Source organism: Parafrankia soli, from assembly GCF_001854695.1.
Classification (GTDB): domain Bacteria; phylum Actinomycetota; class Actinomycetes; order Frankiales; family Frankiaceae; genus Parafrankia; species Parafrankia soli.
In genome coordinates this window covers 1-16,636 of sequence record NZ_MAXA01000289.1, presented here as the reverse complement: position 1 = coordinate 16,636, position 16,636 = coordinate 1, and the positions used below count along the sequence as shown (strand labels likewise).

Here is a 16,636-nt window from a genome sequence, read left to right as displayed (position 1 = left end):
TCTCCGCCGCCGGCTCCGGCCACGACCGAGGATGCACCGACACCACACACCCCATCCCGCAGCCGGACGAAAAGAGGAGGAAGACGGCCGCACACGGCATGATCCAGCCGCGACACGCTCCCGACGACGACCCCACCCGGCGTGTCGGCTCAATTAACCAGCAGGGTCGATGTTGGAGACGTTGTTGGCGACGGTCTTCGGGGTGAGCTGGAGATGGCGCGCGATGCGGCTGTTCGGCCAGCCGTTCGCCAGCAGGCTGAGTACCTCGCGTTCCCGTTCGGTGAGCTCGGGGAACGGGGCGTTCTCCGCGGGTGGGCTGGTGAAGGTGCGCAGTACGCGGTGCGCGACATCCGGTCCGAACACGGCGTCGCCGCGGGCCACGGCCCCGATGGTGCGTACGACGTCCTTCTGCTGGGCGCCTTTGAGCAGGTAGCCGCGGGCGCCGGCGCGTAGGGCGGCGAAGACGAACTCGTCCTCGCCGTACATCGTGAGCATCACGACCGCGATCGTCGGCTGTGCGGTGGTGATCCGGCGGGTTGCCTCGACCCCGCCGATCCCGGGCATCTCGATGTCCATGAGCACGACGTCGGGCTGTTCCGTGCCGGCGAGGGCGACGGCCTGCTCGCCGGAGGTCGCCTCCCCGACCACGGTGAGGCCGTCGACGGAGTCGATCAGCGCGGACAGGCCGTCCAGCACGAGGCGGTGGTCGTCGGCGAGGAGCACCCGGATGGTGGCGGGGGGTTCGGTCACTGCTGGCTCCTCGTGAGCATTCCGGTGACGTCGGTGTGCGCGGATGAAGAAGATCCGTGATCCCTTTCTGGAGCGACCACGGCGGCGGACCGGGGTATCGCGCTTCCGGCGAGGGAGAGGGGGAGTTCTACCAGGACCCGGCCGCCGGTAGCGGTGGGTCCGGCGATCCAGCTGCCACCGAGCGCGGTCGCCCGTTCCCGCATCGAGCTCAGGCCGACCCCGGGTGCCCATGTTGCGCCGCTCCCGCTCCCGCTCGCGGTGCCGCCTGTCGCGCTGTCGCCCGTCGCGCTGTCGCCTGTCGCGCCGTCGCCTGTCGCGCCGTCGCCGGCTGTTCCGTTGTCGCGGATCTCGACACGCAGGTGATCGACGCAGGTGATCGACACTTCGCAGGACGACGCCCGGGCGTGCCGGGTGACGTTCGTGATGGCTTCCGTGATGATCCGGTAAGCGGCGATCTCCACCGCCGCCGGCAGCGGCGGCAGGGATTCGGGCGCCGACACCACGACCGGGACCGCGGCGTGCCGAAGCTGCTCGCGCAGCGCGGGCAGCAGCCCGAGTTCGTCGAGGACGGGCGGCCTCAGGGCGTAGACCAGGCGGCGCAGGTCGGCGAGGGCCGAGGTGAGGTCCCGCCGGACCGAGTCGAGCAGGTTCCTGGCCCGCGCCACGTCCCGGTCGACGAGGTTGCCGGCGGCGTCCACCTTGGTCGCGGCGGCGGTCAGCGTCGGTCCGAGACCGTCGTGCAGGTCGTGGCGCAGCCGGCGGCGTTCCTCCTCCGCCGCGCTGACGATGCGCTCGCGCGAGCGCATCAGCGCCTCGGTGAGCTGCACGTTGCTGGCGGCCACCGCGACCTGGCGGGCGATGTCGGTGAGCAGGCGGTTCTCCCGCGGAGCCAGCGCGTTCTGCCCGGCCCGCAGGCTGACGACGAGCGCGCCTATGTCCTGCCCCTGATGCACCAGCGGGAAGCGGACCGACGCGCCCGGCCGCGCGGCCTCGCCGTGGGTGATGGAACGGGCGGAACCGTCGTCGCCGCGCATCTCCACCGCGGCAGACGGCAGCCGCAGCGCCCCGACCAGGGCTTCGAGCAGGCCCGGCAGCAGGGTCTGTACGCTGCCCGCCGCTTCCAGGCGCGCCGCCACCCCGGTCACCACGGTGTACGGCTCGTCGCGTTCGCCGTAGAGAAAGCGGTTCACCGTGCGTTGCACCCGGTCGCGTGCCGGGGCGAGGCTGAACGCCGCGCCGACCGCGGCGAGCACCGTGGACGTCCCGCCCACCTGCTGGCCGAACGCGGCGAGGACCGCGACGCCGGCCGCGTACACGACGGCCACGAACGCGGTGAGCAGCGTGTAGACGAGCGTGCGGTTGAGGACCGCCTCGATGCCGTAGACACGGTTCGCGAGCACCACGGCGACGACGACGACGAGTTCGACCACGGTGCCGACACTGCCGATCAGCTCTCCGGCGGGAAGCGCGACGACGACGGGGGTGAGCACGATCGCGACCGTGTTGATCACGGCCAGCCAGCGCAGCACCTGGCGCAGCTCGCCGTCCGCCCGCATCCAGCGGACCACCATCACGGCCGACCCGAGCAGCAGGCCCGAGGAGAACAGCGCGACCGGCAGCCAACCGGGGATGGCATCCACCCCGATCGGATTGGTGAGACCGGCGTAGACCGGCGGAGACTCGCCGGACCTGAAGGACCACAGCGGCCCGCTCAGCCAGCCCACGGCACACAACCCGACGCTGACCGCCGCGACCCGCCCGATCCAGCCGCGGGGGAACCGTCCCTGCGGGAACGTCGCCCAGATAATCACCAGCACGAGGGGCTCCAGCGCCCCACACGTGGAGCCGGCGAGGAGCGCCGGCGCGGCTCCCGGCAGATCCCGCCCGCCGAACACAGTGAACACCGCCCAGCCCGTGCCGGCGGCCGCCGCGCCGTGGCCGATCGCGGCGGCCAGAGCCAACCAACCAAACGGAACCTCCGGCCGGCGCACTGCCAGCAGCCATCCGGCCGCCACGAACGGAACCGCGAGGACGACCTGGGTCCAGCCCGCCATGCTCGCGGAGTCCCCGGACGGCGTGAGATCCCCATGCCGGTTGGCCAYGGCCAGCACCCCGCCGGCGACGGCCAGCGCGAGCCCGGCCAGGGCCAGGACGTGCGCGGCCCGTCGACGCCCTGACCGCGCCGGCGACGGATCCTGAGCGAACACGTCCAAGCCAGCTCCCTCACCTAGACCCGTGGGGCGCGCAGGATCGCATGATCGCACCCCGTGGAGACCCAGTGTGCGGGACCGCTGATCCCGTCCGCCTCGGGAATTTCTCCCGGCCGTTCCGGGAACGCGCACCCGTGCCGGCGGGACGGTTCCACCCGAATGATCAGCCTGTCGCCGCGACCGGTCAGCAGGACCGGCCCGGCCCGGGATCCGATCGGGAGACAACGATGAAAACCCACAGCATCGCCGGCCAGGCCCACCGTCGATGGATGATCACCGCCGGTGCCCTCGGCCTCGGCGCGGTCGTCGCGCTCGCCGGCTGCTCCGACTCCTCCGGCACGGCGGGCGCGACAGAGACACGCGGAACCACGACGACTCCCGATGCCTCGACCACCGACGCCACGCAGGCGGCCTGCACCGCCCAGTTGGCGAGCAACTGGGTCGGCATCCCGGGGCTCGACCCGGACGCGCCGCCGCCGAGCGCCACCGAGGTCCAGACCTGGGCGGCGTCCATCGAACCGCACCTCGGGCCGCTGCGAGCGGGCGTACCCGGCGACGTGGCGAGCCAGGTCGACGTCCTCGCCGAGACCGTGCGGGGCGCCGCGGAGGGAAAGCCGCCCGCCGACCCCGACGGCTCCGTGAACACCGCGCTCACCGCCGTCAACGCATGGGCTCATGACACCTGCGGCTACACCACGCTCGACGTGACCAACAGCGACGGCAGCGGCCTCGCCGGTGTCCCAGCCTCGCTTCCCGCCGGCCCGGTCGCACTGAAGTTCACCAACACCGGCGACCCGGCGAAGGCCGGATTCATCCTGCTGCTCGGCAAGGTCCGCGACGGCGAGACGGCCACCGCGGCCGACGTGCAGTCCGGGAAGACGAACATCGAGGCTGTCGCCGACATCGTCGCCGTGGCCCAACCGACCGGTTCCGATCCCGCCTACGGCCTCACCACACTCGTTGCCGGACGCTACATCGTGACCACGCCCATCGGGGCGCCCCCGCAGTTCAGCGGCGTCATCGCCGCCGGGTTCGAGGTCAGCTGACGCCACACGGCACCGTCAGCCACGACGAAGCTGTCAGGTTCCGCGCGCCGGCAGGGGGCGCGCGGAACCCCTGCGACGACTGATCTGATCGTCGACAAGGCCGACGCCGCAGCGCGGGAGGCGTTGGGGGCGGCCACGCCGGCGCAGGTGGCGCTTTACGGCGACCACCTCGCCGCGATGGAGCAGGCGGGGGCCACGGGGTGCTGTCCGGTGGTCCGGTGCGTGACTGGATATGTCGGTACAGTGTCGGTCAGGCAGTCAGATCACCGGGTCGGCGTGGGGGACGCTTTCTGATCATCGATCGTGCCCGGGTGGAAGCCGCGTTGCCCGACTACGAGCTGGGGCTGGAGCTCGGCAGCGGCGCTTTCGGCCTTGTCGTGGCCGGCCGTCACCGGCGTCTGCACCGCGACGTCGCAATCAAGATCCTCGCAAGCGAGCTGGACGCCGACGAGTTCGAGGCGGAGGCTCGGGTGCTCGCCGGGCTCGATCACCCCCATGTGGTCCGCATCTACGACTGTCGCGAGCACGGTGGGCTCGGTTTCATCGTGATGGAGCTGTTGCCCGGCGGGAGTCTGCGGCAACGCACGGCCCGGCGGCACGGATCACGGCGGCGCAGCGTCGAGACCGCGTGCGCGATCGGCCTGGCGGTCGCCGGCGGCGTCGGCGCGGCGCACCGGCGCAACGTGCTCCACCGCGACATCAAGCCGGAGAACATGCTGTTCGCGGCCGACGATCGCCTGAAAGTGACCGACTTCGGTCTTGCCAAGGCCATCGACGGCAGCGCCGTGGCGGCCAGCCGGATCGTCGGCACTCCGCTGTACATGGCGCCGGAGCAGTTCGACCTTCGTGAGCTGCGGCCGGCGACCGACGTGTACGCCCTGGGCGTCGTGCTCTACGAGGTGCTCACCGGGGCGCACCCGTTCGCCGATCATCGGCGTTCCTTTGCCGCGCTGCAGCACTGCCATCTCAACGAGGTGCCGCCACCCCCGGTCGGGATACCGGGCCCGATCGCGGACGTCATGGCGCGTGCTCTTGCCAAGGCGCCGGACGACCGGCCGGCCACCGCCGGTGAGCTGGCACTCCAGCTCGCCCGCGCGGCGCGGGACACCCTCGGCGCCGGCTGGCTCGACCGGGCCGAGCTCGTGCCCCACCTCGACGACGACGTACGGGTCCTCGCCTGGAGTACCGGCGGCGACATCGGCTCGCCGACCACGATGTCCGACCTCGCGCCGACCGCGACACCCGACTCCACACCGACCGCGGCCAGGCCGGCCGACACCCCGCCGGCCGAACCGCCGCCGTCCAACCCGCCGCCGTCCGAACCGCCGGCGAACGACGCCGGGCCAGACGCAGGCGCGGCCACCGGTGTCACGACGACCGCCGCCTCAGCGCAGCAGGCGATCGGGCCGAGCACCATCCGCCCGCCCGAGGCGCCGCCGACCAGTGACGAGGCGCTCGACGAGGACGGGACCACACACCGACCGGACGACACGAACCGGCTCGGGCAGGAGGACCGGAACCGGCCGGGATCACGGGACGGGCCCTGGCCCGCGGTGGACACCCCTGCGGCCGCGGGCCCGCGCGACCGACCGCCGGGCACGGGTGACTCGCCGGGCATCTGGCCGCACGTCGTGCTGGGCGTGGCGGCCCTGGCGAGCATCGGCCCGTTCCTGGCCCCCGTGACCTCCACGATGGCCTACTACGGGACGCTCGGCGCGTGGGCGGTCTGGGGACCGTTCGCGGTCGTGCTGGCCGCCCTGCCGGTGGTGCTCGCGCTGCGCGTCACGCTCGACCGGTGGGCGGCGGTGCGCGCGCCGACGACCGGAGCCGCCTTCGGCCTGGCTGCACTGACCCTCGGCGCGCTGGCGGAGGTACGCCAGCAGGCGATCGAATACAGCCATCCGCTGCGAGCCGGCTGGTGGGTGTCCGTGGCCGCGGCCTCGCTCGTGCTGGCGGTCACGGCGTTCGCACGGCTGCGGCGGGCGCCCGACGCAGCGGGTCGGGTCGGCCCGGCGCTGGCCGCCCTCGGGTTCGTCGCGCTGCTACTTTTTCCCGATGATCCCTACTGGACGCACCAGGCGTCGTTCCGGTTCGGACAGGCCACGGCGGTCACGGTGCTCGCCGGGCTGGCTCTGCTCGTCCTGCTTTTCCGCCGGGGAGCGCCACCCGCCCTGCTCACGGCCGCAGCGGTGGCGGTGACCTCGGTCGATCTCCTCGGATGGTTCCGGACGACACCGAACTTCCAGGTCGGCAACGCCACGGTTCTGATCGCGCTGCTGGCCCTGTCACTCGTGGCGGACCCGCGCCGGAAGACAGACCGTGCATTCCTGCTCGCCGCCGGCCTGTCCGGTCCGCTTCTCGCAGTCCGCGTGCTCGTCGACTACCAGCCGTCCGGGTACGCCGTGGCCAGCACCATCGGCTATGGGGGATTCGCGCTGCTCGTCGTGGCCGGGTTCGTCGCGGCACGCCGCCGGCACCGGCGGGTCGGACCGGCCGGCGCCGAGCGGCCTGGGGCCGAAGGAACAGCGGGTCCACCGCCGATCAGAACACTCGGCTCGGCCGGGGCGCAGCTCGCGGCGACGCTCGCCGCGGTGGTCGTCGTGGCGCTCCCCCTCGGCGTGACGGCGGCATCGACCAGCGACCAGATGCCGCTGGCGGCGAACTCCTCGGCCGGCGCGGGGTCGCAGGCGGAACCGGCCTCGGACGGGCAGGGCGGCGAACCATCCGACCCAGAGGAGGGCACGGCCGGCGACGATCTACCCGCGGTGGCCGGGGCGACCGATCTGACAACCGAGCCGGTGGTCAGTGCCGGATCGGGCAGTCCACCGACCTCGCTGGTCACCAGGGACCTGGTGGCAGGCATCGGCCCGGCCGCATCGGCGTCGGGCACCGTCACCATCCACTACGTCGGCGTCCGGTGGCGGGACGGAAAGGTGTTCGACTCGAGCTGGGGCCGCGGCGCATCCGACACGTTCTCGCTCAGAACGGTGATCGACGGGTTCGCACGCGGGATCGAGGGGATGCGCACCAGCGGCCGCCGCGAGATCGTCATCCCACCCGATCTGGGTTACGGACCCGCCGGTGGCCAGCCCCCGGACATCGCGGCCGACGACACGCTCGTCTTCGTCGTCGACCTGATCAGCGTGGCACCGGAACCGACCGCGGGCTGAGGCGTTGTCGGGCATCCGGCCTCGTACAGGTTGACGGGCTCCGCACACACCAGTACTCGACGAACTCCCGATCGTCGTCGTTCAAGGCGCTCCCGACCAGCGCAGCCGCCGCCTCGGGCTCATGCGCCCGACGTCCTGGCCGCCGAACGCAAGGAACGAGCCCGCATCCGAAGCGAGAAGGGCATCCGCTGGGGCGGACGCCCTCTCAAAACCGCAGCCTGACCCAACCCGGCGAACCAATGCGGTCACAGCTCCAGCCGAGCCCCCGTGAAGTGATCTGACTCACGTCCTGTCACAGCGACCGATGACGCGGTGTCTTGAGGCCGACCACCTGGAAACGGAGGAGGCACTATGACTGGGAACACGCATGTGGTCGTGATCGGTGGCGGATATGCGGGCGTGATGGCCGCGAACCGGCTGACGCTGCGCGACGACGTGACCGTGACGCTGATCAACCCGCGCCCGGACTTCGTCCACCGGGTCCGCCTGCACCAGCTGGTGGGCGGGTCCGACGACGCGGTCGTCGCCTACCAGGACGTCCTGGCCGAGGCACGCTCACCGCCGAACCGACCATGGTCAACGGCAACCCGGCACTCCTCGTCCGCCTGGACGGCGAGATCGACGGCGTCATGGCGATCCGTGTCGAGGACGCACGCATCACCGGCCTCTACTACGTCCGCAACCCGGAGAAACTGTCCCACGTCGCATCCGCGACCCCACTCACCCTGCGCTGAACACCACCGGTCCCCGACGCGCGGACGTCAGGTCGCCGAGTCGCCGGTCGGTCGGCCCAGGCAATCCGGCTTGCCGTGAACGGGAAGGCACGCGCCCTCGGTCGGCTCGGTGACYGCACCGGCGTGGACCGATCCGTGGCCGAAGCGTTCGACCTGGCCGACCAGTATCCGGTGCCCGACGGGATGTCACCCTGTATCTCCTTCGGGCCCTACAGCACGGCCCGTGTCGCCGCGAACGCAGCGACCGCATACGTCTCCCTGGGCGAAACGGCCAGGGTGCGGGAGTATGCGGACATGGCCGTGCAGGTAGCCGACCGATCCCCATCGATGTGGAGCCGTTGTCTCGTCCGCCTCGACCTGGCGACCGCGCTGCTCCTGTCCGACGCTCCCGACCCGGAGCAGGCTGCCGCACTTGGGATCGAGGCTCTGACTAGCGCGGCCGGCAACCCGATCGAGTCCATCCGACGTCGTAGCCACGAGCTGGTCGCCCGTGCCGGGCCATGGCAGCAGATCGGCCCGGTCACCGAACTCGCGGAGGCTTCCCGCGCGCTCGCCCTCCCCGCCGGCGCACACCGGTGACCACGTCACCCACCACGAACCCGGTCATGGACGACTGGCACCGCTTCACCAGCCTCGACCGGCTCGACAACCACTGGGACCGGCCCGGCTGGACGCCCGGACGCCGCTCCTACCACTGGATGCTGACCTTCGAGAACGCCACCGAGCTGCACACCCTTGCCGACCGGTGCCAGCAGCGGCTGCGCCTGCCCGTCCTCGACCCGGTACCGCCTGACGGGCTGCATCTGACGCTCCAACGTCTCGCCTTCACCGATCAGATCGGCCGGGCTGATGTTGACAGAGCCGTGGAGCAGACGTGTGTACGGCTGGCCGGTGTCGAGCCGTTCTCGTTGGCTGTGGGGCCACTGGCGGGGTCGTCCGGTGCCGTCCGCTTCAGCGTCCTGCCCTGGGCACCGGTGGTCGCCGTTCGGGACGGGCTCATCGAGGCGATCACGGCCGTACTCGGGCCCGCCGCGGTGGTGGTCAAGCCGAACGGGTTTCGGCCCCACGTCGGCATCGCCTACTGCAACAGTCGGACCGACGCCCATCCGATCATCTCGGCCGTCAGAGATCTCCGGGAGCTTCCACCCGTCCGTGTCACGGTCGGCGCCGTCGCGCTGGTCGAACTACGCCGCGAGGAACGCGCGTACCGGTGGGACACCTCGGCCCGCGTGCACCTTGTCAGCGCCTGCTAGGTGTACTGACCGGGGACGTTGGTTGAGCACCGCGCCCACGGGCTCTCTGCCGTCGGCACCTGCAACGGAGCTGCGGGCCCGAGACTCACGAGGCCAGCCGCTCGCGTGCGTTACGACCTGATCTTGTGGGTTCGACCTCGCCGTCAGGCTGGTTGATCTCGGCCCACACTTCGTCGAGGGAAAGGCCGAGGACATCGGCGATCGCCGCGATGGTCGGGAAGGCAGGGGTGGCCACGCGACCAGACTCGATCTTCCGAAGGGTTTCTGGTGAGACACCCGCATCCAGCGCGGTATCGAGCATCGAGCGCTCCCCCCTGGCCCGACGCAGGAGGGCGCCGAGGCGCTGCCCGCGCTCGACCTCTGCCGGAGTGAGCGGCAACCTGACCATGACTCCGATTATAGTACCGGTATAATATGGCCGGGATAGTTATTGGTAGTGCGAGAAGGGCGCCGCATGATCGAGATCCTGAGCCCCGCCAAACTGGCCCAAGCGAAGGACACAGGCGCCCTGGTCGCCGACATTTTGCAGACGCTGAAGAGCCGCAGCACGGTCGGCACGAGCCTCCTGGACATCGACCGGTGGACCGAGACCATGATCGTCGAGGCTGGGGCGCAGTCCTGCTACGTCGACTACGAGCCGTCCTTCGGACGTGGGCCGTTCGGCCACTACATCTGCACGGCCGTCAACGACGCCGTGCTCCACGGACTGCCCTACGACTACACGCTTGCCGACGGCGACCTGCTGACACTCGACCTCGCCGTCTCCAGAGACGGAGTCGCCGCGGACTCCGCCATCAGCTTCATCGTGGGCGACTCAAAGCCCCCGGAGAGCGTCGCGATGATCAACGCGACCGAACGCGCGCTGTACGCAGGGATAGCCGCTGCCGGCCCCGGAGCTCGCATCGGTGACATCTCCCATGCCATCGGCTCCGTCCTCAGCGAGGCCGGGTACCCGATCAACACCGAGTTCGGAGGTCATGGCATCGGATCAACGATGCACCAGGACCCGCACGTTTCGAACACCGGACGGCCCGGCCGTGGATACAGACTGCGCCCTGGGCTGCTGCTGGCATTGGAGCCGTGGGTCATGGCGGACACCGCCGAGCTCGTCACCGATGCCGATGGCTGGACCCTCCGAAGCGCGACAGGCTGCCGGACAGCGCACAGTGAGCACACGATCGCTATCACCAACGACGGAGCCGAAATCCTCACCTTGCCAAAGCAGGTGCAGCCGTGAGGTCGGAGCGACCCTGTGGGGCTCCAGAACCCTGATTTGGGCGGCTACCTGCGTGTTTGCCTACGGGCCGGGGTCCGTGTCGGGCAGGCTGGATGGTCATGGTGTGGTCGTTGCTCTACGCCCTGACACGCAACGCTCTCGGACTGATGCTGCTCCGCGTGCGCGGCGACACCGCACCCCGCCGGGCCAACATCTCCTGGCGCACCGACCCGAGTCCCGGGCCTTGTACGGGTCGAGCTTCGAACCCCGGGCGACCTGTTGTTTCCGCGGCTCGGGTCACGCCGACGCCAATGCCTTCAGACCGTGCGCCGGCCTGCCCGTGCTTGCGTTCGATCGGCCGGCTCGACATCCCCGTCCGGGCGTCACGGCGGATCGCCGCGTACAACTCGACCCTCGACAGCCTGGCCACCGGCACCCCTCGCTCGACGGTGCCGATCTTCCCGTCGCCGCTCGGAGGGTGCGGTCGGAACTCGCGAACAGCAACCCCAGAGACAACAGGGGTGCGGTCGCCGCTCGCGAACATCTGCGGTCGGTTCACACGAGCAGAGCCACCCGGCTTCAGAATGGCATCAGAACGGCTTCTACCGTCCTGATCATCTTCGACGACCGCGGCGGCAAGACCCCCACACCAAGATCACTGCCACCAGCCCCACCGGCCGAACCGTCACCCTTCGCCGCTGCTGATGCGCCCCCGCCGCTCGCGCGACAGCCACCGGACAGCAACGTGCGGTGAAAGTCGCCCCCGTCGTTCACCCGGGCCTGAAAAGGGGACCGAAGCGTGGGCACCTTGCAGACGCCCACCAGATCGTGCGCGTCGCAGGTTACTCCCGGCTCTACCTGCGCCTTCGTGCGCCCGCGGTTCGAGCGGAACTGGACAATCTCCTCTGCTTCGACAGCGTCGACGATGAGGACATCGGGGACTGAAGCCGGCGCCGCCGGATATATGCCCATCAACCGTTTGGGCGCCACACTGCGCGGCGCGACACGCCTGCCGGCATCGCGCCGAACCGRCTGCGTGTCCCGTAACATTCCGATGCCACACAGCCCAGGACTTCGGTACTGAATAGCGGGTCAGCGTGCACACTCACCCGCCAGAGCCAGCCGAGAATCTCCCCCAGCATAACAGTGAAGCTTTTCTACGGCAGGCTTGTTCCTGAGGCATCCTTGGAGGAGCGGCGTTAGATGGAAAAGTTCATTCATGCCGCCGCGGGCCCCTGCTCTAAAGGCGAGCCCTCGGCCAGCCGGCGGGTAGGTCGCCGTGCCCCAGCAGGATAACGAAAACCTGGCCACCAGGTACCGGGCGAGCACCGTGGGCGAGTGATGGGTTCCATGACCAGGAGGAGAAATCATGAAGCTGATTTTCTTGCCACGTCGCGCGTTCGCCGGCGTCGTCGCCGTGTCCGCGGCGGCGGCCGGCCTGTGGCTCGCGCCCGCCGCGGCCTCGACGGACACCAATCTCGTCACCTGTACGGGGACGGAAGCAGTCAGTTACAGCCCGGGGTTGACCTACACCCCGCACGACACCACGGTCACGATCAACGGCTCCCTCGGCTCCGCCGCGAGACCGGGCGCCTGCGTGGCGCCAGGCACCGGTATCACCTCCGCGACCTACACCGAGGTCTTCAACCGCCCGGGTGCCTCGTGCGTCCAGGCGGCGTTCAATGATCCAGGCGCCCGGGTGATCACGTGGAACGACGGCCAAACCAGCACCTTCACCTTCACCGCACAGATCCAGACGCTCCCGGCCGCGTCCATCGTCACCCTGGCAGGAACGATCACCGCCGGCCGGTTCAAGGGCCGGACGGCCGTCGAGACCATCCAGATCCCGCAGCTCAACCTGCTCCAGTGCTCGACTACGGGCATCACCGACAGCACCGACCTCGCGACGCTGATCATCGTCTGACGTTGAGAGGGAGGGTGTCGGCGCCGCTCGGCCCGGCACCCTCCGGCCCGCCCCAGTACCCGTCGCTCAGCCACGGTCTCCGCGAAGGCCCATGTGTCGCCGTCGGCGCGAGGTCACGCGGAGCGCCTGCCGGTGAAGGGCTCGGTCTTCACGAGGTGTAGTTGCCGGGACCCAGCCAACATTACGACTGTTGCCAGTACCCCACCAGCTGGCAACAGTTAGGAGCGATCAAGACGGCCGTGCAGGCCGAGACGCGGCTGGGGGCTGGTCGGTCCGCGCGGATGCTTCCGTAGCGCGCCGCACCCGACCGGCCGGCGGCTACTCGCGGAGGGACGCCGATCAGCGGGCGCCTCTATGCAACCGACGGTGTCAGGAGAACGGGGCCGTCGGGACGCGCAGCCAGCGACCGGCGGGCGCGCGCCGAACCGGTGACGTGGCGGCCGTGCGCGAGCCTGCCGAACAGCCGGTAGAGGGTCCGCCGCGACGGCACCACCACCGGCGGGTCGGACCCGGCGAGGATCTGCTCGGTGCGCCAGAGGACGAACCCCGCCCTGCGCCGGTCCACCCGATGGTCGACCAGGCCGACAACACCCCGAGCCTGGTAGCGCTGCCGATGGCGCTTCACCGTCGCCGCGCTTACCGGGTGGCCTGCCGCGGCCAGCTCCGCGGCCTTCACCTGCTCTCGACGGGCCAGCGACCACCGGCCGGGGTCGTAGTCCGGCCGCGGCGCCGTCCCCGGTGGGCTGTCCGGTGAAAGGCCGCGCAGCACCTCGCCCACCACTCGGCCAAGGCCACAGGATCGTCGCAGTCGACGACGACACTAAACCAGCGGACCGCCATGCGACTGATTCTGCCGGATCCGAACCGGTCACAGCGAGTCAGGTCGCGGCGCCCTCAGTCAGGTTCGAGCGACGACCACGTGGTCTGGTCCGTCAACGAACGCGGTCAGATCTCATCGGCATAGCCACGAGCGCCCGCGACAGGCCACCGTCCACGGTATCGCGGCGCAGTCTCATGCAAGAACAGGCGAGGCCATCCCACACTCACTCAGGCCGGACCCGCCAGACATCGGATGATCATCGTTTGTCCTGGACGCGCCTGACGACACCCGCGCCTCACGCCACACCCCGCGAAGCCGCGCGAAGGCAGCCCTGACCTCCGCCCGTCATGATCCCGGCGAGCCGACGGTCGCACGGCAGAACGATCACAAAATGATCCTTAAACGCAAACGACAAGGGTTCCCGACAGCGCCACCGTGGTCACCCGATCGGCACCGGAACCAGCCGGTCCTCATCATCGGGGACGACAGCGACGACCAGACCGCCGAGATCAGCCGGATCGTCACCCAGTGGGCGGAGAACCAGCACCGGAGCGCGCTACACACCTGCGACCAGGTCCACGCCGTCGGCCAGCTCGCCGTCTTCGGCCTAACCCCCACGAAGATCGCCCGGCGTCTCCGCGCCCCGCGYCGGCACGTCGAGGCCGCGCTGACCGTCGCCGGTTCCCCCACAGCCCGCGACGCGCTCACCGAGCACGGACTCGACCTGTTCCAGGCCGTGGTCATCGCCGAGTTCGCCGACGACCCCGACGCCGTCGCCACCCTCATCCGCGCTACCAGCACCAGCGCCGGCGGCTTCGACCACACCGCCCAGCGGCTCCGCGACGCCCGCGCCGATCAGCAGGCCCGCAACCGCGTCCTCGACGAGCTGCGCCAGAACGGCGTGCGGATCATCAACCGGCCCACTCCCACCGACCCGGCCTGCAGGCTGTCCCTGCTCGACCACGACCGCGCTCCGCTCACCCCCGAGGGCCACACCTCCTGCCCCGGCCACGCCGCCTACCTCATCCAGGACTACGATATCACCGGCAGCGGGCCGTTCCAGGTCACCTACCTCCCCGAATACGTGTGCACCCACCCGGACGCCTACGGCCACATCCACCGGTACGCCACCCCAGCCACCGACACCAGCCCCACCCGGGCGGCACCGCGGACACCGACAGCGGCGACGACGACACCAGCCGAGACCACGCTCACCACGCCACCGACAGCGCCGGGGGTGCCGAGGACACCTCGCACGGAGACGGAAGCGAAGGCAGATCCGCCGGGCCCGCCGAACAGCCGTCCGCGGAGGAGGTCGCCCGCCACCAGCAGATCCTCGAGAACACTCAGGCGTGGCAGTCAGCCACCGCCGTCCGCCGCGGCTGGCTACGTACCTTCCTCGCGCGCCGAACCCCGCCGAAGGGCACGAGCCGGTTCGTCGCCGACCAGCTCGCCACCGCACACCACGACCTGACCCGAGCCCTCGACCAGCACCACCCCACCGCCCGGCTCCTCCTGGGCACCACCGACTCCCCGCTCACCCCCACCCGCCTCACCGAGCTGATCGCGCAGGCCGGCGAGCACCGCGCCCAGATGCTGACCCTCACCCTCATCCTCGGCGCCCACGAGCACTCCGCCGCCGCCGTCGACAGCTGGCAGCACCCCACGCCCGCCCTGCGGCGTTACCTCACCCAACTCGAAACCTGGGGCTACGCCCTCGCCGACGTCGAACGCCTCGCCGCCAACCCGCCTGTTCAGCCCGACCAGCCCGATCAGCCCGGGTCTCGGTGAGACTGCCATGGACCACGTACAGACCCGATCCATCGCCCTCGTCGGAGCGCAGGGATACCCCATCGACGTCGAAGCCGCCATCGGCGACGGCAGTCCCCGGCTGGACATCATCGGCTTTCCCGACGACCAGGCCCACGAGATCAGGGACCGGCTGCGCGCCGCTGTCTTCAACTCCGGCATCCCCTGGCCACACCAGCAGCTCACCATTGGTCTGTTTCCCGCCACGATGCCGAAGGCCAGCCCCCTGCTCGACCTCCCGATCGCCGCGGCCATCCTCGCCGCAGCCGGGATCCTGCCCCACGACGCGCTCGCCGACCGGGCTCTGATCGGCGAACTCGGCCTCGACGGACGTCTCCTGCCGGGACGAGGTGTACTCCCCGCCGTCCTCGCCGCGGTCGAAGCGGGTATACCGCGTGTCGTCGTGCCGACCGCGAACGCGACCGAAGCCGCCCTCGCTCCGGGTGTGAAGGTGGAAGCCGTTCCCGACCTCACCGCTCTGGTCCGGCTCCTCCAGGGCCAGGAACAGTCGACGACCATCTCTCCCGCGCCCACTGGCACCGCCGAGGCCGACAGGCAGGTCGACCTCGCCGACGTCCCGGTCGGGCCGCGCGGTCGCCTGGCGGCCGAAGTCGCCGCGGCGGGAGGCCATCACCTGTTCCTGACCGGCGGCACCGGCAGCACGACACGGATGCTGGCCGACCGCATCCCAGGCCTGCTCCCACCCCTCATGCACACCGAATCCCTCGAGGTCACCGCGCTGCACTCCGCCGCCGGCGTGCTGCCCGCCCACGCCACCTTGATCACCCGACCGCCCTGGCGGGCACCCCACCACAGCACCACCGCCGGGGCCCTGTTCGGCTCGGCGACACGCGCCACGCAGATCCGGCCCGGGATCGTCAGCCAGGCCCACCGCGGCCTCCTGCTCCTCGCGGACGCCCCCGAGTTCACCCGCAGCACCCTGCAGGGGCTGTGGCAGCCCCTTTCCACCGGCCGCGTCGAGATCCCCATCTGGCCGACGACGGTGACCCTGCCCGCAGCGTTCCTGCTCGTTCTGACCAGCAGACCCTGCCCCTGCCCCCAGCCGATCTTCGCCGCCGGCGCAGGCTGCGCCTGTGCTCCCCGGGCCCGGCACCGCTACCTCACCCGCATCCCCGCACCGATCCGGGATCACTGCCATCTGCGCGTCACGCTGCCGCGGATCCGATCCGACGGGCCGCACCGAGACGAAGGCCGGAGCGAGTCAACAGCGGTCGTCGCCGCCCGGGTCGCCCAAGCACGCCAGGCCATGGCCACCCGGCTCCGGCGCACCCCCTAGCGGCACAACGCCCAGCTCCCCCGCCCCATCCTGGACCGGTTCTGGCCACTGCCCCGAGCAGTCCTGCACGCCGCGCAGCATGTCCAGCCCGACTCCGTAGTCGCCCAGGCCGAAACGACCTGCATCCTGCAGATCGCCTGGACCCTCGCCGACCTCACCGGGCTCGACCGCCCCGGCGTCGAACAGGTAGACCTCGCCCGCGAACTACGACAACCCCACCCCGACGTCTGACGGTTCGTGCGTTCACCGTCGTCAACTCGCCGGGCGTCACCGACAGGGAACCGGCAGTGGGTGGCTTCAAGGGCGAGTTTTTGGATCTGGCGCTGATCTTGTGATTCTTCCGACCGGCCGCTGATCATCTGGCAAGCAGGACCCGTTTGCGGAGGAGGTCGAAGCTGGCGCGGCCG

General features: G+C 70.7%; 14 protein-coding genes and 1 pseudogene. 11 read left to right on the top strand and 4 right to left on the bottom strand.

Features of this window, described 5'->3' with window-relative positions:
• Positions 1-153: 153 nt before the first annotated feature.
• Entirely contained in the window at positions 154-750 is a 597-nt protein-coding gene (locus BBK14_RS34285) for a response regulator (RefSeq protein ID WP_071067273.1), read from the bottom strand.
• Positions 747-2,957, bottom strand: a complete 2,211-nt coding sequence (locus BBK14_RS34280; protein WP_071067275.1) for a sensor histidine kinase — start codon at positions 2,955-2,957, stop codon at positions 747-749. The genes BBK14_RS34285 and BBK14_RS34280 overlap by 4 nt, the downstream gene beginning before the upstream one ends.
• 230 nt (positions 2,958-3,187) lie before the next feature.
• Here BBK14_RS34280 and BBK14_RS34275 point away from each other — a divergent pair, with 230 nt between their 5' ends.
• The 5 genes from BBK14_RS34275 (at position 3,188) to BBK14_RS34260 (ending at position 9,163) form a co-directional block, all read left to right on the top strand.
• A complete protein-coding gene (locus BBK14_RS34275) occupies positions 3,188-4,006 on the top strand; it encodes a hypothetical protein (protein ID WP_241832079.1) in 819 nt (272 codons plus the stop codon).
• A 311-nt stretch (positions 4,007-4,317) separates the two neighbouring features.
• Entirely contained in the window at positions 4,318-7,176 is a 2,859-nt protein-coding gene (locus tag BBK14_RS34270; RefSeq protein WP_071067271.1) for a protein kinase domain-containing protein, read from the top strand.
• Positions 7,177-7,748: 572 nt separating this feature from the next.
• Positions 7,749-7,910, top strand: coding sequence for a hypothetical protein (locus BBK14_RS36430; protein ID WP_198541521.1), 162 nt, complete (start codon positions 7,749-7,751; stop codon positions 7,908-7,910).
• Positions 7,911-8,045: 135 nt separating this feature from the next.
• Entirely contained in the window at positions 8,046-8,489 is a 444-nt protein-coding gene (locus tag BBK14_RS34265) for a hypothetical protein (RefSeq protein WP_241832078.1), read from the top strand.
• Positions 8,486-9,163 carry a 2'-5' RNA ligase family protein gene (locus BBK14_RS34260; protein ID WP_198541520.1) on the top strand — a complete coding sequence of 226 codons (678 nt, stop codon included), beginning with the start codon at positions 8,486-8,488 and terminating at the stop codon, positions 9,161-9,163. Before BBK14_RS34265 ends, BBK14_RS34260 begins: the two co-directional genes overlap by 4 nt.
• Before the next feature lie 85 nt (positions 9,164-9,248).
• Here the strand turns inward: BBK14_RS34260 and BBK14_RS34255 are convergent, their stop codons facing one another.
• Positions 9,249-9,551, bottom strand: a complete 303-nt coding sequence (locus BBK14_RS34255) for a helix-turn-helix domain-containing protein (protein ID WP_071067269.1) — start codon at positions 9,549-9,551, stop codon at positions 9,249-9,251.
• Between the two features lie 66 nt (positions 9,552-9,617).
• Between BBK14_RS34255 and map the strand changes: the two genes are divergently transcribed.
• Both map and BBK14_RS36420 read left to right on the top strand, forming a co-directional pair.
• On the top strand, positions 9,618-10,400 hold the full coding sequence (map, locus tag BBK14_RS34250) for a type I methionyl aminopeptidase (protein ID WP_071067268.1): 783 nt from the start codon (positions 9,618-9,620) through the stop codon (positions 10,398-10,400).
• 1,348 nt (positions 10,401-11,748) lie between these two features.
• On the top strand, positions 11,749-12,303 hold the full coding sequence (locus tag BBK14_RS36420; RefSeq protein WP_083391441.1) for a hypothetical protein: 555 nt from the start codon (positions 11,749-11,751) through the stop codon (positions 12,301-12,303).
• A gap of 352 nt (positions 12,304-12,655) precedes the next feature.
• On the opposite strand, the gene BBK14_RS34240 is transcribed toward BBK14_RS36420, so the two are convergent.
• Positions 12,656-13,072, bottom strand: coding sequence for a hypothetical protein (locus BBK14_RS34240; protein ID WP_131802500.1), 417 nt, complete (start codon positions 13,070-13,072; stop codon positions 12,656-12,658).
• 442 nt (positions 13,073-13,514) lie between these two features.
• Here BBK14_RS34240 and BBK14_RS36415 point away from each other — a divergent pair, with 442 nt between their 5' ends.
• The 4 genes and pseudogenes from BBK14_RS36415 to BBK14_RS41130 all read left to right on the top strand — a co-directional run.
• Positions 13,515-14,597: a hypothetical protein gene (locus tag BBK14_RS36415; protein WP_198541519.1), complete on the top strand. Its 1,083-nt coding sequence runs from the start codon at positions 13,515-13,517 to the stop codon at positions 14,595-14,597.
• A gap of 119 nt (positions 14,598-14,716) precedes the next feature.
• The gene (locus BBK14_RS39260; protein WP_198541518.1) at positions 14,717-14,914 is read left to right on the top strand and encodes a hypothetical protein; all 198 of its coding nucleotides are present in this window, start codon (positions 14,717-14,719) and stop codon (positions 14,912-14,914) included.
• 7 nt (positions 14,915-14,921) lie between these two features.
• Positions 14,922-16,229: a YifB family Mg chelatase-like AAA ATPase gene (locus BBK14_RS34225; protein WP_241832077.1), complete on the top strand. Its 1,308-nt coding sequence runs from the start codon at positions 14,922-14,924 to the stop codon at positions 16,227-16,229.
• An 18-nt stretch (positions 16,230-16,247) separates the two neighbouring features.
• A pseudogene (locus tag BBK14_RS41130) lies at positions 16,248-16,460 on the top strand (YifB family Mg chelatase-like AAA ATPase); the annotation flags it as partial.
• Between the last annotated feature and the right edge of the window lie 176 nt (positions 16,461-16,636).